Origin of the sequence: Miniphocaeibacter massiliensis (assembly GCF_900232905.1) — a bacterium.
Taxonomy (GTDB): domain Bacteria; phylum Bacillota; class Clostridia; order Tissierellales; family Peptoniphilaceae; genus Miniphocaeibacter; species Miniphocaeibacter massiliensis.
Genome location: NZ_OCTQ01000004.1, coordinates 119,549 through 144,147, shown reverse-complemented (window position 1 = coordinate 144,147; position 24,599 = coordinate 119,549). Strand labels below are relative to the sequence as shown.

The following is a 24,599-nucleotide window of genomic DNA, read 5'->3' as shown; positions in this document are numbered from 1 at the left end:
TATGAAGCTAAATAGAAAAACTTTTATTTATAGTATAGTACTCTCATTTATAATACTAGCTTTGTTTTTGTCATATATGCTATTAATGTTACCTTCCTTATATGTTGAACATAGTAAGAGGGAAAACCTAAATGAAGTTATAGATTTGCACAATTTTTATATTGAAAATAAAGAATATAGAAATGGGGAAAATATTAAAACTATAAATTCTATAAGTATGTATATAGAAAAAAATAAGTATAACATGCATTTATCCAACCATTTTTTTAATGGAGAAATTGAAATAGTAGATAATAGCCTGAAATCTGAGATAGAGAAAATACGGAAAAATTTTGAAAAAGAAAATTTTAAAATAGATAAAGTATTAAGTAGTGAAAGCAAGAAAAAATTAGAGAATATATTTTCAAATAATTTATTTAAAAAAGCAGAAGAAGAGCTAAATAAATATGCAAAGATAAAATTTAATACAACAGATTTTGCAAAGGATTACTCAAATATTAACGAATATAATGGGGAAACTAAAATTTATGGAGATAATACATTTATTTTTATAGCTAAAGCAAAAGATAAAAGTAATACTTATACAAGCTATATATTATTAACAAATGAAGATGGAAATATTTACATTTCATTTTCGTCTATTTTGACACCGTTAATTGCAGATATACAAGCTCCGATATACTCTAGCATTCCTATGATAATTTTAATAATTTTGTTGTTTTCAATAGTAATTTCAAGGTATTTCTCAAATAAAATAGTAAATCCTATATTAGAAATATCGAGACATGTAGAAAATAATAAAGGACTAAAAACAAGTGAAATAAAAAGTTTAGACATAAAAACTGGAGACGAAATAGAGCAACTCTCAAAAAGGTTAAACGAATTATATGAAGTTTTAAGAAATAACTATAACGAACTAGAAGCAGAAAGTAAAAGAAAAGAAGTTTTCATGAGGTCTTCTTCTCACCAGTTGAAAACACCTATTTCAGGAGCTTTACTACTTGTTAATGGAATGATAGACAAGGTTGGTAAATACGCAAATAGAGATGTTTATTTGCCAGAAGTTAAAAGACAAATACTAGATATGAACAATATAGTGTCTGAGATATTAAAATTAAATCATATTTTGGAGAACATAAATATAGAAGAAATAAATATAAAAAATTTATTGAATATAATAACTGAAAAACATTCAGCTATTGTTGAAGATAAAGAAATAACCTTAAAAATAGAAGAATTTGATATTTCTTTAAAAACAGACTATGAACTAACATATAAGATTTTTGACAATTTAATTAACAATGCAGTAAAACATTCAAGTAGAGGAGCTACTGTAAAAATAGGTTTAAGAGAAAAAGGTGTAGTTCAAATTTTAAATACAAACTCAAAAATTCCAGAAGAAATAGAAAAAGATATTTTTGAACCATTTGTTTCAAGTCATGACGAAAAAGGAAATGGTTTAGGACTATATCTGGTTTCTTACTACGCGTCAATATTAAAATACAAAGTGAGTGTTAAAAATATTGAAAATGGAGTGTTAGCAGAAGTTTTTTTGAAACAACCATAAGATATCATTTTATATCCACATGAAATCCATATGGAAAAATTAAAATATAGTCATAAGGAGGAAGTATATGATAAAAATAAGAAATATGTCAGTTACTTACGGAAATAAAAAAGTACTTTCTATAAATGACGAAATAGAGATAAAAGACAAAGAAAGAATAGGAATAATAGGTTCAAATGGGGCAGGTAAAACTACACTTGTAAATGCTATTTTAGGTCTTGCACCATATAAAGGAATAATAGAAACAGATATTACACATAATAAAATAGCAGTTCATATGCAGTTTAACAATTACACAAATAATATGAAAATCAGACATATTATTGAAATGATATGCAATACAAAAATTGAAAAAGATAAAAAACTGCAAGAACTTATAGAATTTTTTGAATTTAAAGAAAGTGTAAATAAAAGATTTCAAAACTTGTCAGGTGGACAAAAACAGCGTTTGACGTTAATACTTGTAATGTATCAAGAAGTTCCGTTAGTGTTTTTTGACGAAGTTACAACAGGGCTTGACTTTGTAACAAGAGAAAAGCTAATAAATAAGATAGAGAAGTGGTATAAAGGAAAAGATACTACAATTTGCATGATTTCTCATTACTATGATGAATTAGAAAATTTAGTGGATAAGCTTTTAATACTAGAAAAAGGAGAAGTTGTAGCCTTTGACTATACAGAAGAACTCTTTAAAAAATTCTGTGGAGAAAATCTTATAATATTAGAAAATAATGAGAAAAATAGAAATATCACAGAAGGTTTTAATAAAATACTATCACCAGAAAATTCAATAGCTTTAAGTAGTAAAGGAAAAGACGAAGAGTTAATTATAGTAAATAAATTAATAAAAAATAACGTAGACTTTAAAAGAACAAATAAAGATATAGAACTTATATCTATAAATGCAAAAGCAAAATACTTTGAAAGGGAGACGTATTATGAATTCTAAACTATCAAAAAGGCTCATTTCATATGAACTAAGAAATGCAACTGGTAATATTTGGAGCATACTGTTTGGGTTAGTATTTCCTGTAATTATGGGAATAATAATATACAAAGGCTCTCTATCTAGTATTCCAAAAGATTTTGCCAAACAATTTGCTACAATTCTGTATATAAGTTTTACAGCAATGACAATTAATTCAATTTTATTAATAGGATATGGTGTAAATTTAAGTTTAGAATTAGCAGAAAAAATAACATTAAGATTAAATCTTTTTGGAATATCACAAAAGACATTGGTTTTAGGAAAATTAATAGCCCAGTTAATAGTATTTGCTATTTGTTATTTTATGTACACAGTTGTTTTGTACTTAGCTATAGGAATAGAAACTCCTACATTTATAGGGGCATTAATATATTTAATATCAATATTATTGTTATGTATAATTTCATTTGTATTTGCACATGGTATAGCTAATTTATTCCAAAAATTTGGGCCAACATATGCAGTATCAATGGTTATTATGTTGGGAACTATGCTACTTGGAGGTATGATGGGAGTTAAGGTGGAACAATTCCCTAAAATAATACAAAATATTTCTTATATGCTTCCTTACACTTATATAAGCCAAGATTTTTATAAAGTTTGGATAGGCGAGAGTTATAACTTTGTTCCCTTTATTCAATCTATACTGTTTTATGGAGGACTATCAGTAGCAATACTTCTATTTAGTTTTTACTACAGAAGAAGAAAATAAAAAAAGACAAGTTGAGAAATCGACTTGTTTTTTATTTTGTTAAATATGAAGAAAAGTTAATATTTAAAATACAAAACAGAAAAAAGGCTTTCCAATAAAAATTTATTTTAAAATGAGTTTAAAACTAAGCTTAAAATTTTTTCTGTAAAATTTGATACAAAAATTAGAAAGGTTTTCAAAGAAAAAAATTAAAAACATTGAAAATACTTGAATTTAGCGACTTTATAATAGAAAAATCATGTTATAATAGGAAAAATATTTCGAAAGGAAGTGTTCAAATGGATATGTTTTTGCATTTAGAAAATGGCAAAATTTTCAAAGGCAAATCTTTTGGAAAAGTTAAGATAACAGTAGGAGAATTGGTTTTTAGTACAGCGATGATAGGGCATGAAGAGATTATTTCAGATCCTACAAATATTGGAAAAATACTTGTAATGTCATATCCTATTATTGGAAGTTATGGTTTTAACTTTGAAGATATGCAGTCAAATAATCCTAAGACATCAGCAGTTATTTGTAGAACTGTTTCTAAATACCCTAGCAATTTCAGATGTGAGATGGACGTAGATTCATACTTTAAATTTTATAAAATTGTAGGAGTAGAAAATATAGATACAAGAGAACTTGTAAAAATAATAAGTAAAGAAGGCTCTATGAAAGCTGTAATTTCAGAAAAACTACTTACAGAAACTCAAGTACAAGAATATTTCAAAGAAGATACACAAAAAAATCTTATTTACAAAGTTACATGTAAAGAAAATTACCACATAGAAGGAAACAAAGAATCAATTTCTATAATTGATTTGGGTATTAAAAAATCATTATTAAACTATTTTAAATCTAAAAATTTTAACATTAACGTATATTCAGCAGACTTTGACTATCAAGAAATTTTAAATTCAAATACAAAGGCCATAATATTATCTAATGGGCCAGGAAATCCATATGAATACAAAAAAATAATAAATAACATACAAAAACTAATAGGATTTAAACCTATTTTATCTTTTGGTGTAGGAACAGATTTACTCACATTGGCATTAGGTGGGGAACTAAAAAGTCTACCATTTGGGCATAGAACATTGGGAGCACCAGTAAAAGATTTGAAAAGTGGAAAAGTGTATATGACAACGCAAAATCATAGAAATTATATTTATAAGCTACCTAAAAATGCTAAAGAAACATTTTTGAATATAGAAGACCAAACAATAGAAGGATATAGCATAGACAAAGAAAATATTACTGCAATACATTTTCAACCAGAGGGAGCACCTGGACCAGATGAAACGTTATATGTATTAGAAAACTTTTTAAACTCTGTTGGGGAGGTAGCTAAAAATGCCTAGAAATAAAGATATAAAGAAAGTATTAGTTATAGGTTCAGGACCTATAGTAATAGGTCAAGCAGCTGAGTTTGACTATTCAGGTACACAATCTTGTGAAAGTTTAAAAGAAGAAGGTGTAGAAGTAGTATTAATAAACAGTAACCCTGCTACTATAATGACTGACAGAGAAGTAGCTGACAAAGTCTATATAGAACCAATAACAGCCAAATATGTAGAAAAAATTATAGAAAGAGAAAGACCAGATAGCGTTATTAGTGGAATGGGCGGGCAAACTGGTTTAAATATGCTTTTAGAATTAGAAAACTTAGGTATTTTAAAAAAGTATGATTTAAAGGTAATTGGAACGAAAATTGATTCTATAGAAAAAGGCGAAGACAGAGAAAAATTTAGAGAATTAATGGAAGAAATAGAAATTCCTATAATTCAGTCTAAGTCTGTAAATAGTGTAGTAGAAGCAAAAGAGTACGCAAAAGTCATAGGATATCCAGTTATAGTAAGACCTGCCTATACACTTGGAGGAACAGGTGGAGGAATAGCTGGTACAGAAGAAGAACTAATAAAAATAGCTGAAAATGGAATACATTTAAGTATGAACAGTCAAGTGTTAATAGAAAAATGTATTTCAGGCTGGAAAGAAATAGAATATGAGGTAATTAGAGATTCTAAAGGAAACTGTATAACAGTTTGTAATATGGAGAATATGGATCCAGTAGGAGTTCACACGGGAGATAGTATAGTTGTTGCACCTACCCAGACATTAACTGACAAAGAACATCAAATGCTTAGAAAAGCAGCTTTTAAGATAATAGAAGCAGTGGGAATAGAGGGTGGTTGTAATGTTCAATTTGCCTTAGAACCAAATAGTTTTGAGTATGCTGTAATAGAAATCAACCCAAGAGTTTCAAGGTCTTCAGCATTAGCGTCAAAAGCAACAGGTTATCCAATAGCTAGAGTTGCTACAAAAATAGCTTTAGGATTTACCTTAGATGAAATAGAAAATGCAATTACAAAAACAACATCTGCTGATTTTGAACCAGCAATAGACTATGTAGTTATAAAAATACCTAAATGGCCTTTTGATAAATTCTTTTACGCTGACAGGGAATTAGGAACAAAAATGATGGCGACAGGCGAAGTAATGGGGATAGGTACAAGTTTTGAAATGGCTCTTTTAAAAGCTATTCGCTCCCTTGAAATAAAACAGTTTTCGCTAGACTTAAAAGGTTTGGAAAATATTTCTATAGAAGAAATAAAAAAACACGCGTTAATTCCAGATGATGAAAGAATATTTTACCTTGCTAGACTTTTAAGAATAGGTTATGACATGAAAAGTTTATCAAAACAAACGGGAATAGACTTGTTCTTCTTAAAGGAAATAAAAAATATAGTAGATACTGAAGAAGAGCTTAAGAAGCTTACAGTAGACGATTTAACAAAAGAAAGATTAATTGACTTAAAGAGAAGAGGCTTTTCAGATAAGGCAGTTGCAGACTTTCTAAATATTAGTCCAAACTTTATATATGAACTTAGAAAAGTGCATGGAGTAAATCCAACATATAGAAAAGTAGATACTTGTGCAGGACTATATGATGCAAAAACACCTTACTACTACTCAAGTTACTGTGATTTTGACGAATCTAAAATATCTAAAAACAAAAAGGTAATAGTAATAGGTTCAGGACCTATAAGAATAGGACAAGGTATAGAATTTGACTATTGTTCAGTACACTGTGTAAAAGCATTAAAAAAACAAGGCATAGAAACGATAATTATAAATAACAACCCAGAAACTGTGAGTACAGACTTTGATGTTTCAGATAAGTTGTATTTTGAACCACTAACAGAAGAAGATGTTTACAGCATAGTAGAAATAGAAAAACCATATGGAGTTATACTACAGTTTGGTGGTCAAACTGCTATTAAACTAGCAAAGTTTTTAAATGAAAAAAATGTAAATATATTAGGAAGTTCACAGGAAACTATAGATACGGCAGAAGATAGAGAGAAGTTTGATGAACTACTAGAAGAATTATCTTTACAAAGACCAAAAGGTTTTGGAGTGTTCACCCTTGAAGAAGGAAAGAAACAAGCAAAAATTGTGGGTTATCCTGTACTTGTAAGACCGTCTTATGTACTAGGAGGTCAAGGTATGGAAATATGCCACAACGAAAATGAACTAATCCAGTATCTAGTTAAAGCATTTGAAAAGGATAGTAAAAATCCAGTTTTAATAGATAAGTATATAGAGGGAAAAGAAGTAGAGATAGACGCTATTTGTGATGGAGAAGATATATTAATACCTGGAATAATGGAGCATGTTGAAAGAGCTGGAATTCATTCAGGCGATAGTATAAGCGTTTATCCATCTATTAACATATCTCAAAAAAACAAAGAAGATATACTAAAAATAACTAAAGATATAGCATTAAAATTAAATATAATAGGAATGTTAAACATTCAATTTATAATAAAAGATGAAAAAGTCTACATTATAGAAGTAAATCCTAGATCTAGTAGAACAGTCCCTTATATTTCAAAAGTAACAGGACTTCCATTAATAGAAATAGCAACAAAAGTAATGCTTGGGGAAAAACTAAACAACTTAGACTATGGAACTGGAATTTACAAAGAAAGTAAGATTTTTTGCGTAAAAGTACCAGTATTTTCCACAGAAAAACTTGGAAACATAGAAACCAGTTTAGGACCTGAAATGCGTTCAACAGGAGAGGCATTAGGCGTAGGAAGTACACCAGAAGAAGCGTTTAAAAAAGGACTTTTAGCAGCAGGAACAAATGTAGAATACAAAGAAAGAAAAATACTCTTAACATTAAATGACAGAGATAAAGAAGAATTTAAAGAAATAGCAACAAAAATGAAAGATTTAAATTATGATATATATGCTACAAAAAATACATCTAGTTATTTAACAAAATTAGGTGTAAAAAATACAGTAGTAAATAGAATAGGTGAAAAAAGGCCAAATCTTCTAGACTATATAAAAGAAGGGAAATTCGATATTGTATTTAACACACCAACAAAGGGAAATGACTCAAAGAGAGATGGGTTTACCATAAGAAGAGCAGCGGTTGAATCTAAAGTAGAGTTAGTAACTAGCGTTGACAAAGCTAAGGTGTTTGTAAATGTAATTACAAATAGAAATTTAGAGTCAAATGTGTTTGAGCTTGGCGAATATACTGATAAATAGATATAATAGTGTGTATAGGGGATGATTTTATGAGTAAAAACATACTAGAAATTTATTTTAGTCCAAGTGGAAGAAGTAAAAAAGTTTCAAAGATATTTTCAAATGAATTAGTAGGGGAAATTAAAGAAATTGATTTATTTGAAAAAGGGGAACCAAAAGAACAAGAACTGACAAAAGAAGATTTGTTAGTTGTAACTTTACCGGTATTTTCAGGAAGAATACCAAATTTATGTGTAGAAAAATTGAAAAAATTTAAAGGGAACAATACTAAAGCTGTAGCTATTGTGGCATATGGGAATAGGGAGTACGACGATGCACTTTTAGAACTAACAGACTTGTTGGGAAAACAAGGATTTGAAATATTAGCAGCAGCAGCTTTTATTACAAGACATTCAATTTTTTCTGAAGTTGCAAATAATAGACCAGACGAAGATGATATAGAAAAAATAAAGAAATTTGCAAGAGAATGTAATGAAAAAATAGATAAAAATGAAATTAATAAACTAGATATTAAAGGAAATAGGCCTTATAAAGAAGTAAAACCTTCACCTCTTATGCCAACGGGAGATGAAAGCTGTATAGATTGTGGAACGTGTGTGGAAATATGTCCAGTTGAAGCGATATCTATAGAAAATCCCAGAGAAACAGATAGGGAAAGATGTATAAATTGTACAGCGTGTATTTACAATTGTTCGACAAATTCAAGAGGATACCACATTGAACAATTTAAAGATATTTACAACAAATTTAAAACAGATAATGCAAAAAGAAAAGAACCAGAAATATTCTTATAAAAAGCAAAGCCGAAATTTAGGCTTTGCTTTTTGCTATAAAATTTATATTTGCTTTTTTTGCTTGAGAACATAATATTTTTGTATTTAATTTATATAACTTATTATCTTTTATAAAATTAGTGCCACATTGTCTAAATTCAAAATTAACATTTTTATTTAGACACTGTTTTCTAATGTTTAAGACCCAGTCATAATTTAAAGGTCTAGCATTGTAGTCAGACTCTCCTCCAACAACAACTAATTCAACATCATCTAAATATTTTTCTATTTCTATATTTTCAATTAAAGGCTGACAAATTATATTTTTATGTTTAATAGGTAAATTTTTTAAAATATTTAGCCTGTAATTAGCTGTTCTTTGATTTTCAATAGTACAACCTACAATCATGTTATCATATCCATCGTTCCAGTCTGTAGGGATACAGTCTAAAAATCTATCTATCCTTTTGGTTAGAAATAAAAAATTCAAATCTTGTCTTTCCTTAATAATTTTCCAACACTCTTCTCTCCAAGAGTCAGCTTCTTCTATTAAAAAATCAGTAGAAAAACACAAGTAAACCATTTGGTTAGACTTTAATTTATATTCACCATTTTTCAGTTTTTTTATAGGATATTCAAAGTTTTTTGTCTTAGTTATTAAATTAGTATCTACACTTCTTTTTGAATCGCCTTTGTGTATATAACAGAATTTACAACCATCACTATACTTACGACAACCTCTCCAAGGGTTCCACATAGCCATATAATCACCTTTTTATTATCTCCTTTTATATTGGTAATAAGAAGAGGAAAATATTAGAACAATACCAACGACACTAAAAATATTTAGTATTTCACCAAAAATAAAGTAACCCATTATAGATGTGAAAATTATTGTTGCATAATTGTAAATACTAACGTCAGTAGCTAGTGCATATTTATAAGACAAGGTTAAGAAAATTTGCCCAAGTCCTGCGAAAATACCTATACCTATTAGACTTAAAAACTGTATAAAGGTAGGAGTTACAAAATCTATAAATAGAAAAGGAATTGTAATAATAGACGAAACTAACGAAAAGAAGAAAATTATTGTATTAGAATCTTCCATTTTGTTAACATATGCTAAAACTGTGTAAGCACCACCTGCAAAACCTGCAGAAGCAAGCCCTGCTACCGCGGGTATAACAGTAGAATTAAACTGAGGTCTAACAACAAAAATTGCTCCTATAAAACAAAGTATTAAAGTAATTATATTTGTTTTAGTAAGTTTTTCTTTTAAGAAAATAACTGAAAAAATAATTACGAAAATAGGTGAGCTTTTTTGTAAAATTGTAGCATCAGCAGTATTCATATTATTAATAGCATAAAAATTTAAAACTACGCCTAAATAACCTAAAATTGACCTTAAATATAAGTAAGGTCTACTTTCTTTTGTTCCAAAAAATCTAACATTATTTTTAAAACATAAAAAACCACATAAAAATAATGTTACTAAATTTCTAAAAAATACTTGTTCAAATAAAGGTATGCTATTTCCAGAAAGTTTTACAAACATTTGCATTGCAGCAAACCAAAAACAAGAAATTAGCATGAACAATATACCTTTTTTACGGTCTAAAACTATATCCACTAAAATCTATCTCCTTTTTCAAAAAGTATTATATCACAATGAGAAAGGTAATCAGTGTGATGTGGGTAAATATAGATAATGAGGTGGTAATATAATGAATTTAAAAGAAATACTAAAATCACAAGATGAATTTTTGAAAAATGGTAAATTTAAAAATATAGAAGATAGAATAAAGTATCTTAAAGTACTAAAGAAAGAAGTAAAGAAAAATAGAGATGAAATATTACAAGCATTAAAAGAGGATATAGGAAAAACAGGTTATGAAGGATTTTTAACAGAATATCAAATTGTTACAGAAGAACTTAAGTATTTTATAGATAATTTATATGAATTACTAGAAGAGGAGTATGTTGGAACTTCAATAAATATATTTCCAGGAAGAGCTAAAATTATTAAAAAACCTTATGGGAAAGTTTTAGTACAGTCTCCTTGGAATTATCCTTTTCAACTAGCATTAGTACCATTAATAGGGGGAGTTGCAGCAGGTAATACAGTACTGTTAAAAACTTCAAGTAAAGTACCGAGTACAAATAAAATTATAGAAAAAATATTAAAAGTTTTACCACAAGAGTTGGTGTTCTTTGCAAATAACTATTCTCATGAAGAAATATTAAATGAAAAATATGACTTTTACTTTTTTACAGGAAGTAAACGAGTGGGTAAAATAATATACACAAAAGCAGCTGAAAACCTGGCGCCAGTAGTTTTAGAACTAGGAGGAAAAAGTCCTTGTATAGTGGATAAATCTGCAAATATAAAAGATGCAGCAAAGAAAATAGCTTGGGGTAAGTTTTTAAATGCTGGTCAAACTTGTGTAGCTCCAGACTATGTGCTTGTAGACAAGGCAGTAAAAGAAAAACTTGTAAAAAATTTAAAAACAGAAATTGAAAAACGATATAGCAATAAAGAAAATCTTGCAAAAATAATAACTAAAGAAAAAATAGAAGAATTGTCTAAATTAATTGAAGGAAGAAAAGATGTTTTCGGTGGAAACTTTTTTGTAGAAGAAAGAGTATTCAAGCCAACGTTATTAACAGAAGCTAAAGTACAAGATGAAATTATGAAAGAAGAAATATTTGGACCAATACTTCCAATAATAGAATATGAAAACTTGGAAGATGTTGTAGATTACGTAGATTCAAAGTCTACGCCATTGGCGTTATATATATTTAGCAAAACAGACGAAAATATAAACAAAGTAATAAATGAACTTAAATTTGGTGGTGGCTGTATAAACGACGTAATAGTTCACGTTTCAGAAAATAAGATACCTTTTGGAGGAATGGGAGAAAGTGGACTAGGTAGCTACCATGGAATGTATAGTATAGATACATTTACCCATAAAACTAGCATAATAGAAACACAAAGTGGAATATCTAATAGCTTTAGATATCCACCTTATACAAATACAAAATTCAACATAGCTAAAAATGTACTAGGTTAAAAATATAGGTACCAAGTAAAGCTAAGTAAAAAATAGAAGATAATAGGGCTACGACAACAAATTTCTTTTTTGATAATTTGTGTTTAAATAATAGCATAGCTAGAATAGAACCTAAAAAACCAGAAATTAATGTAGAAAAAAGTAACACAGATTCAGGTATTCTATACTTACCTTTAATAGCCTTTAACTTGTCTATTCCATAAATAGCAAAAGAAAATAAATTTACTAAAATAAAAAAAATATATATAAATTTAATAATAATTACCACTCCTTTATTAAAAAATTATACCATATGGAGGAATATTAAATAATGAGCAAAGAAGTTGACAATTATTTGATTGGATTTGAAGAAGAAAAAAGAAAAATATTAGAAGAATACAGAAATATTATCTTAAATTCAAGTAGTGAATTAAAAGAAAAAATATCGTGGGGAATGCCTAGCTATTATTTAAATAAATATATAATACATTTTGCAGGAAATAAAAATCATGTTGGAGTGTATCCAGGAGATAAAGCAGTTGTTCATTTTAAAGATAAACTAGGAAAATATTCTCACAAAAAAGGTACTATTCAGATAAAATATACCGACGAAATACCTAAAGAATTAATTAAAGAAATTATTGAATATAATATCGAAAGAGATAAAACTAATAAGAAAAGTAAATAATAAGGAGTAAAAAAATGAAAAAATCAGCAACAATAATAATGGGTAAAATTTATGACCCAGAAAAAGACAGGGCAGAATTTAAAAGTAAGAACTTCACTACAATAATACAAACAGTTAGAAATTTTGGAGAAGCAAAAGAAATGGTTCTAAAACTTGTAGAAGAAGGAGTAAAAGACTTTGAACTTTGTGGAGCATTTGGAAAAGAAAAGGCAAGAGAGCTAATAGAACTTACAAATCACAAAGTTGGAATAAGCTATGTAGTTACAGATGACGATATGAAGCCATTAGTTGACGAATTTTATACATTTGGTAAGAAATAATGGCTGAGAGTAGTAGAATATGTGACTGGGCGGTAGGTTCAGACATAGAACGGAAGTATCATGATAACGAGTGGTCAGTAGAAAATCACGATGAAAGATACTTGTTTGAAATGTTAATACTAGAGGGAGCACAAGCAGGGCTTAGCTGGATAACTATACTTAAAAAAAGAGATAATTATAAAAAAGCATATGATAATTTTGAACCGAGCATTGTAGCAAAATATGATGAAGATAAAATAGAAGAGTTAATGCAAAACGAAGGGATAGTTAGGAACAGAAGAAAAATAGCATCTTCAATAAAAAATGCTAAAGAATTTTTGAATATTCAAAAAGAATTTGGAAGTTTTGATAAATATATCTGGTCATTTACAAATAATGAAAAGATAGTAAACAACTGGGAAAACATAGAAGATGTTCCAGCAAGTTCAGAACTATCAGTTAAAATTAGTAAAGATTTGAAAAAAAGAGGTTTTAACTTCGTTGGAGATAAAATAATATATTCATATTTACAGGCTATAGGAGTAATAGACGACCATTTGGTATATTGTAAATATAAGACAAAATCACAGTAACTTGGAGAGAAATAAATGAAAAAAATATTTGCTCATAGGGGTAGTAAAGGTACACATCCAGAAAATACATTTGCATCTATAAAAGAAGCGGTAAAGGTAGGAGCAGATGGTATAGAGATAGATGTTCATTTAAGTAAAGATAGGAAATTAATAGTCATACACGATGAAACTGTAGATAGAACAACTAATGGTAGAGGATACATTAAGGATATGACATTAGAGGAGATAAAAGAGCTAGATGCAGGAAGTTGGTTTGACGAAAAATATAAAGACGAAAAAATTCCTACAATAGATGAACTTTTAGAGTTGCTTAATGAACTAAAATTCAAAGGTACATTAAATATAGAAATAAAGACAGACAAAATAAAATATAGGAAAATAGAAAGGTATTTAGCTAAAACTTTACTAAGTAAAGATTTGAAATTTGATTATTTGTATTCTAGTTTTAATATTAAATCTTTAAAAAGAATACATTTTTATGATAGAAAGGCTAAGAAAGCTTGGCTTGTAAAGGGTATTTCTAATAAAAAAGAAGAAATTTCTAAACTTGAAAAAGATAGAAGATTTGAGGGACTGCATCCAAATGTAAAAGCGATTAAAGACAAAGAAAAATTCATAGAAAATTTTCCAAAGAATATAAGGGTTTGGACAGTTAATAATGAAGAAGATATGAAATATTGTTTTTCTAAAAAACTAGAGGCAGTTATAACAGACTATCCAGAAATAGCTATAAAAATTAAAAATGGTATTGAGCGTAAAATTTAATACCATTTTTCGTATATATTATTAGTTGAACAATTCTTAGCGCGTTTAGAATTATTGCATTCTTGACAAGACAATTGGATATTTGTAATATCATTTAATCCGTATAAATTTAAAGGCACTATATGATCATAATTTATACGGTTTTGATTTGTAATTAGATTTGATAAATCTTTATTACAAAAAACACATCTTCCTCTATCACGGAAAAAAACAGCGTTTTTAACCCATACAGGAATAGTTTGTCTATGTAGCCTGCTATTACCTTGTACATATTTAATATTTTCTTTGTCGATATCAGAGCCATCCAGTAGTTCTAAATAGCTAGATAATAGAATATTAAAACGTTGTAATATTTTTCTATTTGAGAATAGCAAAAAGAATATTTCGCCCGTAATTTTTTCAAGTAAAAAATAATATTCAGAACTTGATAATAAATCTTGGTAATAATCATCAACATCTATTTCAGTAAGATATTCAAGATTTTTGTTTTTAGAATTTAGCCATAAGTATATATTTTTTGTAGGAATATTGTATCTATCAAACCAGTGTTTGAGATGAGATTCTTTATGAGTATGAACGTAATCGAATCTATCACTATATTCATTAAAAATAGAATCAACTGTGAATGATATAAATTCATGAAATGCTGAATGTTTTTGAAATGGCTTAATATAATATTGGATTTGAGATTCACCAAAAAGGTCATTTAAATTTCTTAAGTATGGAAAGTCATCTTCGAGAATAGTATCTATAATATTTGCAAAGTAGTATATACCATAATCAATTTTAGTAAATGTTTTAGAATTCATTAATATCTCCTATAAAATAATTTAAATATTACTTATTTAACACATTATATCATAAAATATAAAATATTTATTTGTAAAAGAAAGTCATTAATGATATATTAAACGAGGACAAAAAATAGAAAGAGGTAAAATTATTTAATGACAGAAAAAACGATTAATGAATTTAATCTGTCAAAAGAGGTATTAAGAGCTGTTTCCGATATGGGCTTTGAAGAGTTGTCGCCAATACAGGCTCAGGCAATACCTTATTTGATGGAAGGCGAAGACGTAATAGGTCAAGCACAAACAGGAACAGGAAAGACAGCAGCTTTTGGTATACCGATTGTAGAGAAGGTAGATTCAAAAAGTAAAAAAGTACAAGCAATAGTTCTTTGTCCAACAAGAGAATTATGTATTCAGGTTTCAGAAGAAATATCTAAATTAGCAAAGTACAAAGAAAATTTAAGAGTTCTTCCAATTTATGGAGGACAACCAATAGAAAGACAATTAAGAGCTTTAAAAAAGGGAGTTCAAATAGTAATAGGAACACCTGGTAGAGTAATCGATCATATAAAGAGAAGAACATTAAAAACAGACGATATAAATATGTTTGTATTAGATGAAGCAGATGAAATGTTCGCTATGGGATTTAGAGAAGACATAGAGCTTATACTTACAGATGTTTCAGATGATAGACAATCATTATTCTTTTCAGCAACAATGGATAAGGATATGATGAAATTCGCTAGAAAATATCAGAAAGATCCTAAGGTAGTAAAAGTTGTAAACAAAGAACTTACAGTTCCAAGAGTTACACAGTTCTACTATGAACTAAAAGGTAATATAAAACCAGAAGTGTTATCTAGAGTTTTAGATATATATAATCCAAAATTAACGGTAGTTTTCTGTAATACCAAAAGAATGGTAGATGAACTTACTGGTGATTTACAAGCTAGAGGTTATTTTGCAGACGGTCTACACGGAGATTTAAAACAAGTTCAAAGAGATGTAGTAATGAACAAGTTTAGAAAAGGTACAATAGACGTTCTAGTTGCAACAGATGTAGCAGCAAGGGGAATAGATGTTGACGATGTAGATTTAGTAGTAAATTACGATATGCCACAAGATAATGAATATTACGTTCATAGAATAGGTAGAACAGCAAGAGCAGGTAGAGAAGGAACGGCAATAAGTTTTGTTACTGGAAGAGATTACAATATATTAAGAGAAATAGAAAAATATACAAAATCTTCCATAGATAGAAAAAATCTACCAACTTTAAAAGATATAGAAGCTAAACAATCATCTAAGATAATAGAAATGATTAGAAAAATTTTAGATGACGGTGAACTAGAAAAGCAAATAGAAATAGTGAGTCTTTTAGAAAGTGAAGACTATAGTTCAATGCATATCGCAGCAGCGATATTAAAATTATATCTTAAAGAAAATAGATTAGATGGTCACGAAGAAATAGATAGTGTAGACAATAATAAAAGAGCTACTTTTGGAAGAAATGCTAGAGATAGAAATAGATCTAAACAAGATAGTGGAAGAGATAGAAGAGATAGAAGAGGCTCTGATAAAAAACAAGGAAAAAGCTTCAAAAACTCTACTAGAATATTTGTGAATGTTGGTAAAAGAAAAGGCGTTTCTCAAAAACATATACTTTCAGCTCTTTGCAATGACGCAGATATTGCATCAAAAGATGTTGGAAATATAGATATTTACGATAAATTTACATTTGTTGATATAAATGAAAAAGCTGCAGATAAAGCTGTTAAGAACTTAAACAATAAGTATATAAAAGGTTCAAAAGTATCTGTAGAAAAAGCTAATAAAAAAGATAAATAGTATTATACCAAAAAAAGTAGGCTAATAGCTTACTTTTTTTGGTATAATATGAACAATAAGGAGGTGTTGCATATGGTACAAGAGAGAAACGTAGCTCTATGTATTATATTATCAATAATTACGTGTGGACTTTACAATTTATATTGGATAGTTTGTTTAGGTGATGACTTAAATATAGTAACAGAAGAACCACAGGAAACATCTGGTGGAATGTTATTATTACTTACTATAATTACATGTGGAATTTACAAATTTTATTGGGACTATAAAGCAGGCGAAAGACTAGATAGAATGAAGAATATGAGAGGAATACCTTCTAGTAATTCAGGAATACTTTATCTTATATTAGACTTAATTAGTGTAGGTATAATAACAAATGCATTAATTCAAAATGAGATAAACAACCATGGAAGAGCATATTATTAAAAAAAAGAAAAGTAAAAGAATATTTAATATTTTTTTACTTTTTTTAATAGGGTTAATATACCTATTTGTGACTAAAAAATTTAAAATTGCTATACCTTGTCCTATAAATGCTGTTACAGGTCTTTATTGTCCAGGTTGTGGAGTAACTAGGCTTATTATGTCTATAACTAAAGGTGATATTTACACAGCGTTTAGGAGCAATATAGCACTATTTGTACTTTCTCCAGCACTGATATATATAATAGTAAAGTATGTTTACGGTTATATAGAAGGAAAGAATAAATTTAACAAATTTGATACAAAATTAACATATGTGCTAATAGTAGTTTTAATTGTGTTTGCATTACTTAGAAATATACCTTATTTTGATTATTTACAACCGATAGTAAAATAAAATTGTTATTAAAAAATTAAACCTTAGTAAATTACTAAGGTTTTTTAGTTGGAAATTAAAGGTAGGTGTATAATAGTAGAAAGATATATTTTAGGAGAGATTATGGAAAAATTATTTAAACAGAAGAAATTTTACATACCAATGACATTGTTGGTTACATTTTTGTGGGGTTCGGCATTTCCAGCATTAAAAATAAGCTATGAAGTTTTTGAAATACCACAAATGGACTATTTTGCAAAAGTATACTTTGCAGGAATTAGATTCTTTATAGCGGGATTAATAGTTTTAATTTATATGAAAATATTTGTAAAGGAAAAAATAAACTTTAAAATATTAGATTATAAATTTTTAATTATATTAGCTACTTTACAAATAATATTACAATATACTTTTTACTACATAGGTTTGGGAAATACCACGGGAGTTAAATCGGCAATACTGCAGTCATCGTCTGCTTTTATAATCGTAATATTATCTTCTATATTATTTAAAGACGACAAGTTAAACAAATATAAAGTAATAGCTATAATTGTAGGGCTTTTTGGCATAGTTGTAACGAACATAAATGCAGGGTTTGACTTTCAATTTAAATTTACAGGAGAAGGATTTTTATTCTTAGCAGCATTATTTAGTGGACTTGGAACTGTATATGTTAAAGCAAAAGGAGGAAATACAAATCCTTTTATAACAACTTGTGCACAAATGTTAATAGGTTCAGTAGTTTTAATGATAATAGGGAGACTTGGAACGGACATATCTTTTAAATGGACTGGAAAAGGGATAGCATTGTTGCTATATAGTGGGTTTTTATCAGCAACAGCATTTGCTCTGTGGTATACGATTTTAAAATATAATAAAGCAGGGGAAGTTTCAGTGTACATGTTATTTATTCCTATTTTTGGAACAATTCTTTCAACATTGTTTTTACCTGGAGAAAATTTTACAATAAATATCTTTATGGGGTTAACTTTAGTAGTTTTAGGTACATCTATATTGAATTTGGATAAGGGGTAAAAGAACAAAGAGGTTTAGCACCTCTTTTTTTGTTGATATTTTGTAAACATATTGTGGGTTTTTTGCAAAAGTTTATAGATATACTTAATTATGAGGTGGAGAGTTATGAAAAAAAGAAAAAGATTAAGAGGAATTATTATATTTATATCTACAATAGTAGTATTGGGAATAGTTTTTTTTATACTTAACGTTGTAAGAAGTAGATTTTCCAACCCATTTGAGGATTATAGCTATTATGAGAATATTTCGTATAATGAAGCAGATTATCCAGTATGCAGGGACATAAATGAGCTAGAGCCAGAAACAAAAAGACTTTGTGAAAAGTTTTTAAAGGCTTGTGAAAAAGAAGGACTTCCAGTTATGATTATAGAAACTTATAGGAGTCAAGAAAGACAAGACTATCTTTACTCTCAAGGAAGGACTAGAGAAGGCTCACAAGTTACTTGGACTAAGAAAAGTTATCATACTTCAAGAAAGGCTTTTGACATCGCTAAAAATGAAGCAGGGAATATGTTTGGAGATGAAGAATTTTTTAGACGATGTGCAGAAATTGGAGAGTCTATAGGTTTAGAAGCAGGTTATTTTTGGAAAGAATATCAAGATAAAGGACATTTTGAAAGTTAGTGTGATAAAATAATTGTATTGATACAAGAAAGGTAGAAATACATGAGATTAAGATTAGATAAGTTAATTTCTAACATGGGTGTTGGAAGTAGAAATGAAATAAAAAAAGATGCTAAAAAAGGGTTAATAACTGTCAATGATGAAGTAGAAAAAAATACAGCGAGAATTGTAGATTCTGAAAAAGATGTAATAAAATATAACGGAGAAATAATAGAATACAGAGAATTTATATATATTATTATGAATAAACCAAGTGGAGTTATTTCAGCAACAGAAGATTCTCAACACGAGACAGTAATAGATTTAATAGATGATTATTACAAATTTTTCAAGCCAGCTCCAATAGGAAGACTTGACAAAGATACAGAAGGATTGCTTATTTTAAGCAATGACGGACAGTTTAATCACGAATTGACATCTCCTAAGAAAAATATACCAAAAACTTACTATGTAGAGTTAGAAGAAGAGATAGAAGAAAATTATTTTAAAGTTTTTGAAAAGGGTATAAAGTTACTTCCTGAAGATATAATAACTAAGCCAGCGAAAATTGTTGATTTAACGGAAAAATCCTGTGAACTTACTATATACGAAGGAAAATTTCATCAAGTAAAGAGGATGTTTGAAAAAGTTGGCAACAGTGTTACTTATTTAAAAAGGATAAAAATGGGGGACTTTGAACTACCAAAAGAATTGGAATTAGGCGAATATAGAGAATTGACAGAAGAAGAAATAAGAATATTAAAAGCAGAGGATAATATTTAAATTTAATTATATTGTTAGACTGATAAAAATCATTAAGTGGAAATTTTCATTTAATGATTCTTTTATTTAAAGAGCTTTTATAAGGCTACTTAAGTTATTGGTAGATTTTAATAATATTATTATATTTTAGACCTTTTCCTTTATTATTTTTGGTTTATATAGTAATATTTTTTATGTAATTACTCAAGGAGGTTTATATGCAAATATTATCTTATCTAATACCGGGATTAATAATAGGAATTATTAATGTTTTATTATTTAAGTATTCTAGTAAATTCAAAAAAATACTTAGCTTGTTATATATTTCTGTAGGTATTAATATTATATCTTTATTTGTATTGACTTTTATTTTCAAAAAAGAGTCATTGTTTTCATCTGACAGATATAATATTTCATTTACATTAAAATATATATTGGCAACTTTGCTTTTAGGAGCGTTATTTATTGCTCTAAAATACCTTATTATTAAGAAAACAACTAAGACAGCAGTTGAGAAATTAACTGTAGTAACAAGAGTTTTAATAGTGGTAGCTATTATATTTTCAATAATTGGAATGGTTCTTTATTTTGGAACAAATTTACTCATAGGCATATTTGGGAAAGTAGCACCTGAACAATTTATTTTCAATTTAAAATCACCTATGGTTGGTACTGCAACTGATACTGTTGCCATACCTTTAGAAAAACCAATTTTAGGTATTATAGGGTTTCTAATACCTTTTATATTTTTGTTGAGTCGAAAATATAATTTATTAAGTAATAATAAAAAAGTGTTCTCATATAAATTATCAAGGAGATTTATGTACTTAGTTTCTTTAATAATACTTGTTGGGGGAGCTTTTTACACATTTAAGGAATTGGACTTAATTTCTGTTTACAGAGCTAACTTTAATCAATCCAATTATATTCAGGATAATTTTGTAGATCCTGAAAACATTAAATTGACATTTCCACAGAAAAAAAGAAATTTAATTCATATCTACTTAGAGTCTTATGAGAATAGTTATTTTAGTAAAGAACTAGGTGGTAATATGGATGAAAATTTAATGCCAAAGCTTGAGATATTAACAAAAGAAGGTGTTAGTTTTTCAAATAATGACTTAATGGGAGGACCTTACCAAACTTATGGCTCAAGTTGGTCAGTAGCATCAATGGTAAATATGAGTACAGGATTACCATTAAAAGTATCTACAGATAGAAATACTTATGGCTTAGATGGTTATTTTCTACCTGGAGCAACAACTATTGGAGATATATTAAAAAAAGAAGGCTATGAGCAAACTATAATGTTTGGAGCAGATGCTGACTTTGGTGGATTAACAGCTTTCTTTACAACCCATGGAGATTTTAATATTTTTGATGTTAAATATGCTAGAAAAAAAGGACTTATTCCAGAAAAGTACAATGTTTGGTGGGGATTTGAAGATAATAAACTATATGATTTTGCAAAAGAAGAAATAACTAGACTTTCAAAAACTGGCAAGCCTTTTAATTTTGTAATGGAAAATGCCGATACACATTTTCCAGATGGATATTTGGAAAAAGAAGCTCCTACTCCTTACAAATCACAATATGCAAATGTAATTGCACATTCTCAAAGTCAAGTTTACGATTTTGTAAGATGGATTCAAAAACAACCTTTCTATGAAAATACAACTATTGTACTAACGGGAGATCATTTAAGTATGGATAAAAATTTCTTCAAAGATTTTGACCCAGACTATCATAGAACAGTTACAAATGTTATACTAAATCCTATATTGCCTAAACATGAAGTAAAAACACAGTTTAGAGATTTTGCTCCTTTTGATATGTTTCCAACAGTTCTTTCATCAATTGGCGTAGAAATAGAAGGGGACAAGTTAGGGTTAGGGACTAATTTATTTTCTAAAGAAAAAACAATTCTAGAAGAAGATGGATTTAAAAAATTTGAAGAAGAATTAAGTAAGAAAAGTATATTTTACGATAAAAAGTTCTTAGAAAAATAATTAATTAATAAAAATAAAAAAGATTCGTTATATGAAAAATTCTATATAATGAATCTTTTTTTATTTCTTTAATTACAGTTAGTGTATTGTTTGTTTTATACTTGCATTAGTTCAGTATAAAGCCTCAATGCTCTATAAAGGTTTGAAATTAAGACTTTTTCATTTTCTTTGTGAACACCTGCTAGAAGTCCTGGACCAACTATGACAACATCTCGACCATCTTTTCTAAGCATGGTTCCGTCTGTAGTTCCTTTAAAGTCTTTCAATACTAAATCGTAATTTAGCATGGAATATATATTTTTAATATTTATCATTAGTTCAGTATTTGTATCAGTAGTCCAAGGTTCCCTTTTATCTAAAACTGTAACATTTGTGCTAACACTAGGAAGTTCTTTTTTTATTTCCATAAGAATATTGTCTATTCTATTCCAAATATCGTCACAATAATGGTTAGGAACAAGTCGAGAATCTATTTTCAATTCACAATCGTCGGGTACAACCCAAGGGTCTACAGAAGCATGAATAGCTAAAGGTTGCCAAAAGCTAGAACCATATTCTTCATGAGCCATATCAGAAAGGTATGTTGCCATCATTTTATCTATTATCTTATTAGCTATTAAAATCGCATTTTTATCTAAAGAAACCTGTGAACCATGACCTGTTTTACCTTTTATGTCTATGATGCCATAAGTTCTACCTCTGCCTACATTGCATACTTCCATATTGGTAGGTTCACATACAACAACCTCTCTAAAATTCTTAAGTAATTCATGCCCTATTAAAGCTTTAGAACCTTTCATACTATCTTCTTCATCGACGGTTGCAACAAGAGCAATATCTCTTTTAGGAGTAATATTGTTCTCTTTAATGTATTTCATAGCTATCATAATAGAACAAAGACCAGACTTCATATCAGAAGAACCTCTACCATATAAAAATCCATCTTTTATAATTCCTGAAAAAGGTGCAACAGTCCATCTTGTAGATTCGTCTTCGCTAACAGGAACTACGTCCATATGTCCTGTAAAAATTATTCCATTATCGTGATTTTCCCCTTTTATTATGGAAATTACATCATATCTATTTTCTTCAACTTCAACTTTATGAGTTTCGATTCCTAAATTTTTCATGAAATCATAAACAAAACCACACATTTCTAATTCATTTCCTGGAGGATTAATACTTTTTATCCTCACAGCCTCTTGTAATAAATATAATAATTCTTCTTCATATTTAGAAAAATTATGAGTCATTTAATCACTACCTTTCAGAAATATTATATTATAATAAGTAGAGTAGCTCAATGAAGTTATGATAATCTATAACGAGAGGTAAAAATGAAGGTTTACTTAAATGATAAAAATTACAAACACGAAATTTTTGAACTGATAAGAATGATTATAGGAGAAGATAATTTTGAGTTTGTAGATGAAACTAAAGAAAACAACCTAAATATAACAATAGAAGAAAATCTATCTATTATATATAAAGAAAATAACAATATAATTTACAATTCTTATATAGAAAATTTTGAAGAAAAAACAGATGATTTATTTACTAAAAAACAATTAGTAAAGTCTGAAATACTAAAATTTTTCAAAAGGGTTTTTAATAAAGTAAACCCTTGGGGTGTGCTTACAGGAATAAGACCTGTAAAGATAGCTAAAAAACTTATGGAAAAATACTCTGAAAAAGAAACTTTAGAACACCTAGAGAATAAATTGTTGTTACAAAGAGAAAAGGCAGAGTTAATAACAGAAATTGCTAAAATAGAAGAAGTATATTTGTCAAAACTTTTAAATGACAGTTACAGTATTTATATAAATATACCATTTTGTCCTACAAGGTGTGATTATTGCAGTTTTTCAACGCTAAAAATAGGTAAGCATAAAGACTTAGTTCCAAAATATTTAGAAGTATTAAAAAAGGAATTATTTGCAATGCTTCATTATTGCAAGAATTTAAATTTAAATACTATATATATTGGAGGAGGTACTCCAACATCGTTAAACGATGAACAGTTAGAGGATTTATTAAAATATATAAATGAAAATATAAGTGAATTAAAGAGTAAAGAATTTACAGTAGAAGCTGGAAGAGAGGATACTATAACTAAAAGTAAGTTAGAGATACTTAAGAAATATAATGTTGATAGAATTTCTTTAAATCCTCAAACGTTCAATGAAAATACCTTAAAACTAATAGGTAGGAAGCAGAACAATACAGAGCTTATAAAAAGATATAATGACGCAAAAAACATGGGTTTTGAGTCAATAAACATGGATTTAATTATAGGGTTACCAGAAGAAGATATAGAAGATATAAAAAATACTTTAGAAATTATAAAAAGCTTACAGCCAGAGAACTTAACAGTTCATACATTGTCCGTTAAAAAAGGATCTAAATTAAATGAAAAATCTATAGAACTAAAAGATGAAGTAGAGAATATAGAAAAAATGATGGATATGGTAAAAGAATTTGCTAAAAAAAATGATTATATACCGTACTATATATATAGACAAAAACAAATTTTAGGAAATATGGAAAATATAGGATTTTCTAAAATAGGAAAAGAATGTATCTATAATATTACAATGATGGAAGAAGAAGAAAATATTGTAGGTGTAGGAATGGGATCTAGTACTAAAATTTTAAAGAATGATGGGCTCATATTAAATCATAGAAATTATAAGAATATGAGAGATTATATAAATAAAATAGATATAATAATAGAAGAGAAAAAAGGACTAATAGGAGGTTAAA

At 28.0% G+C, this 24,599-nt stretch carries 24 protein-coding genes; 19 read left to right on the top strand and 5 right to left on the bottom strand.

Going from position 1 to position 24,599, the window contains the following annotated elements; genetic code table 11:
- Position 1: 1 nt before the first annotated feature.
- The 6 genes from CS899_RS08530 to CS899_RS08505 all read left to right on the top strand — a co-directional run bounded on the left by CS899_RS08530 (position 2) and on the right by CS899_RS08505 (position 8,612).
- On the top strand, positions 2-1,567 hold the full coding sequence (locus CS899_RS08530; protein WP_100065770.1) for a sensor histidine kinase: 1,566 nt from the start codon (positions 2-4) through the stop codon (positions 1,565-1,567).
- Positions 1,568-1,634: 67 nt separating this feature from the next.
- The gene (locus CS899_RS08525; RefSeq protein ID WP_100065769.1) at positions 1,635-2,516 is read left to right on the top strand and encodes an ATP-binding cassette domain-containing protein; all 882 of its coding nucleotides are present in this window, start codon (positions 1,635-1,637) and stop codon (positions 2,514-2,516) included.
- The gene (locus CS899_RS08520) at positions 2,506-3,267 is read left to right on the top strand and encodes an ABC transporter permease (protein ID WP_164995900.1); all 762 of its coding nucleotides are present in this window, start codon (positions 2,506-2,508) and stop codon (positions 3,265-3,267) included. The genes CS899_RS08525 and CS899_RS08520 overlap by 11 nt, the downstream gene beginning before the upstream one ends.
- Before the next feature lie 278 nt (positions 3,268-3,545).
- The gene (locus tag CS899_RS08515) at positions 3,546-4,613 is read left to right on the top strand and encodes a carbamoyl phosphate synthase small subunit (protein WP_100065767.1); all 1,068 of its coding nucleotides are present in this window, start codon (positions 3,546-3,548) and stop codon (positions 4,611-4,613) included.
- On the top strand, positions 4,606-7,818 hold the full coding sequence (gene carB, locus CS899_RS08510) for a carbamoyl-phosphate synthase large subunit (RefSeq protein WP_100065766.1): 3,213 nt from the start codon (positions 4,606-4,608) through the stop codon (positions 7,816-7,818). Before CS899_RS08515 ends, carB begins: the two co-directional genes overlap by 8 nt.
- Before the next feature lie 29 nt (positions 7,819-7,847).
- The gene (locus tag CS899_RS08505) at positions 7,848-8,612 is read left to right on the top strand and encodes an EFR1 family ferrodoxin (protein WP_100065765.1); all 765 of its coding nucleotides are present in this window, start codon (positions 7,848-7,850) and stop codon (positions 8,610-8,612) included.
- A 16-nt stretch (positions 8,613-8,628) separates the two neighbouring features.
- On the opposite strand, the gene CS899_RS08500 is transcribed toward CS899_RS08505, so the two are convergent.
- Together CS899_RS08500 and CS899_RS08495 are read right to left on the bottom strand one after the other, a co-directional pair.
- Positions 8,629-9,354 (bottom strand): DUF5131 family protein, encoded by a 726-nt coding sequence (locus CS899_RS08500; protein WP_100065764.1) that lies wholly within the window; start codon positions 9,352-9,354, stop codon positions 8,629-8,631.
- 15 nt (positions 9,355-9,369) lie between these two features.
- Positions 9,370-10,221 carry a DMT family transporter gene (locus CS899_RS08495; RefSeq protein ID WP_100065763.1) on the bottom strand — a complete coding sequence of 284 codons (852 nt, stop codon included), beginning with the start codon at positions 10,219-10,221 and terminating at the stop codon, positions 9,370-9,372.
- A gap of 94 nt (positions 10,222-10,315) precedes the next feature.
- Between CS899_RS08495 and CS899_RS08490 the strand changes: the two genes are divergently transcribed.
- Positions 10,316-11,665 carry an aldehyde dehydrogenase family protein gene (locus CS899_RS08490; protein WP_100065762.1) on the top strand — a complete coding sequence of 450 codons (1,350 nt, stop codon included), beginning with the start codon at positions 10,316-10,318 and terminating at the stop codon, positions 11,663-11,665.
- On the opposite strand, the gene CS899_RS11170 is transcribed toward CS899_RS08490, so the two are convergent.
- Positions 11,646-11,933, bottom strand: a complete 288-nt coding sequence (locus CS899_RS11170; protein WP_100065761.1) for a DUF1294 domain-containing protein — start codon at positions 11,931-11,933, stop codon at positions 11,646-11,648. The two genes, CS899_RS08490 and CS899_RS11170, sit on opposite strands and share 20 nt — an antisense overlap.
- Before the next feature lie 42 nt (positions 11,934-11,975).
- Here CS899_RS11170 and CS899_RS08480 point away from each other — a divergent pair, with 42 nt between their 5' ends.
- Genes CS899_RS08480 through CS899_RS08465 form a run of 4 tightly spaced genes read left to right on the top strand, consistent with a single transcriptional unit; the run spans position 11,976 to position 13,989 of the window.
- Positions 11,976-12,332 carry an iron chaperone gene (locus tag CS899_RS08480; protein ID WP_100065760.1) on the top strand — a complete coding sequence of 119 codons (357 nt, stop codon included), beginning with the start codon at positions 11,976-11,978 and terminating at the stop codon, positions 12,330-12,332.
- Between the two features lie 14 nt (positions 12,333-12,346).
- On the top strand, positions 12,347-12,652 hold the full coding sequence (locus CS899_RS08475; RefSeq protein WP_100065759.1) for a DUF6506 family protein: 306 nt from the start codon (positions 12,347-12,349) through the stop codon (positions 12,650-12,652).
- On the top strand, positions 12,652-13,224 hold the full coding sequence (locus CS899_RS08470; RefSeq protein WP_100065758.1) for a DNA-3-methyladenine glycosylase I: 573 nt from the start codon (positions 12,652-12,654) through the stop codon (positions 13,222-13,224). The genes CS899_RS08475 and CS899_RS08470 overlap by 1 nt, the downstream gene beginning before the upstream one ends.
- A gap of 15 nt (positions 13,225-13,239) precedes the next feature.
- Positions 13,240-13,989, top strand: a complete 750-nt coding sequence (locus CS899_RS08465; RefSeq protein ID WP_100065757.1) for a glycerophosphodiester phosphodiesterase — start codon at positions 13,240-13,242, stop codon at positions 13,987-13,989.
- Here the strand turns inward: CS899_RS08465 and CS899_RS08460 are convergent.
- Positions 13,986-14,798 (bottom strand): HNH endonuclease, encoded by an 813-nt coding sequence (locus CS899_RS08460; RefSeq protein ID WP_100065756.1) that lies wholly within the window; start codon positions 14,796-14,798, stop codon positions 13,986-13,988. The genes CS899_RS08465 and CS899_RS08460 overlap by 4 nt on opposite strands.
- A 138-nt stretch (positions 14,799-14,936) precedes the next feature.
- Here CS899_RS08460 and CS899_RS08455 point away from each other — a divergent pair, with 138 nt between their 5' ends.
- The 7 genes from CS899_RS08455 to CS899_RS08425 all read left to right on the top strand — a co-directional run bounded on the left by CS899_RS08455 (position 14,937) and on the right by CS899_RS08425 (position 21,836).
- Positions 14,937-16,628, top strand: coding sequence for a DEAD/DEAH box helicase (locus CS899_RS08455; protein ID WP_100065755.1), 1,692 nt, complete (start codon positions 14,937-14,939; stop codon positions 16,626-16,628).
- Between the two features lie 72 nt (positions 16,629-16,700).
- The gene (locus CS899_RS08450; protein WP_100065754.1) at positions 16,701-17,054 is read left to right on the top strand and encodes a DUF4234 domain-containing protein; all 354 of its coding nucleotides are present in this window, start codon (positions 16,701-16,703) and stop codon (positions 17,052-17,054) included.
- A gap of 67 nt (positions 17,055-17,121) precedes the next feature.
- On the top strand, positions 17,122-17,448 hold the full coding sequence (locus CS899_RS08445; RefSeq protein WP_164995899.1) for a DUF2752 domain-containing protein: 327 nt from the start codon (positions 17,122-17,124) through the stop codon (positions 17,446-17,448).
- A 102-nt stretch (positions 17,449-17,550) separates the two neighbouring features.
- Positions 17,551-18,462, top strand: coding sequence for a DMT family transporter (locus CS899_RS08440; protein WP_100065752.1), 912 nt, complete (start codon positions 17,551-17,553; stop codon positions 18,460-18,462).
- Positions 18,463-18,567: 105 nt separating this feature from the next.
- The gene (locus CS899_RS08435; RefSeq protein WP_100065751.1) at positions 18,568-19,086 is read left to right on the top strand and encodes a M15 family metallopeptidase; all 519 of its coding nucleotides are present in this window, start codon (positions 18,568-18,570) and stop codon (positions 19,084-19,086) included.
- Between the two features lie 42 nt (positions 19,087-19,128).
- On the top strand, positions 19,129-19,848 hold the full coding sequence (locus CS899_RS08430; RefSeq protein ID WP_100065750.1) for a pseudouridine synthase: 720 nt from the start codon (positions 19,129-19,131) through the stop codon (positions 19,846-19,848).
- Between the two features lie 197 nt (positions 19,849-20,045).
- Positions 20,046-21,836, top strand: a complete 1,791-nt coding sequence (locus tag CS899_RS08425; protein ID WP_100065749.1) for an LTA synthase family protein — start codon at positions 20,046-20,048, stop codon at positions 21,834-21,836.
- 95 nt (positions 21,837-21,931) lie between these two features.
- Here the strand turns inward: CS899_RS08425 and CS899_RS08420 are convergent, their stop codons facing one another.
- The gene (locus CS899_RS08420; RefSeq protein ID WP_100065748.1) at positions 21,932-23,089 is read right to left on the bottom strand and encodes a M20 family metallopeptidase; all 1,158 of its coding nucleotides are present in this window, start codon (positions 23,087-23,089) and stop codon (positions 21,932-21,934) included.
- Positions 23,090-23,173: 84 nt separating this feature from the next.
- On the opposite strand from CS899_RS08420, the gene hemZ reads away from it, so the two are divergent.
- A complete protein-coding gene (gene hemZ, locus CS899_RS08415) occupies positions 23,174-24,598 on the top strand; it encodes a coproporphyrinogen dehydrogenase HemZ (protein ID WP_100065747.1) in 1,425 nt (474 codons plus the stop codon).
- Position 24,599: the final 1 nt, after the last annotated feature.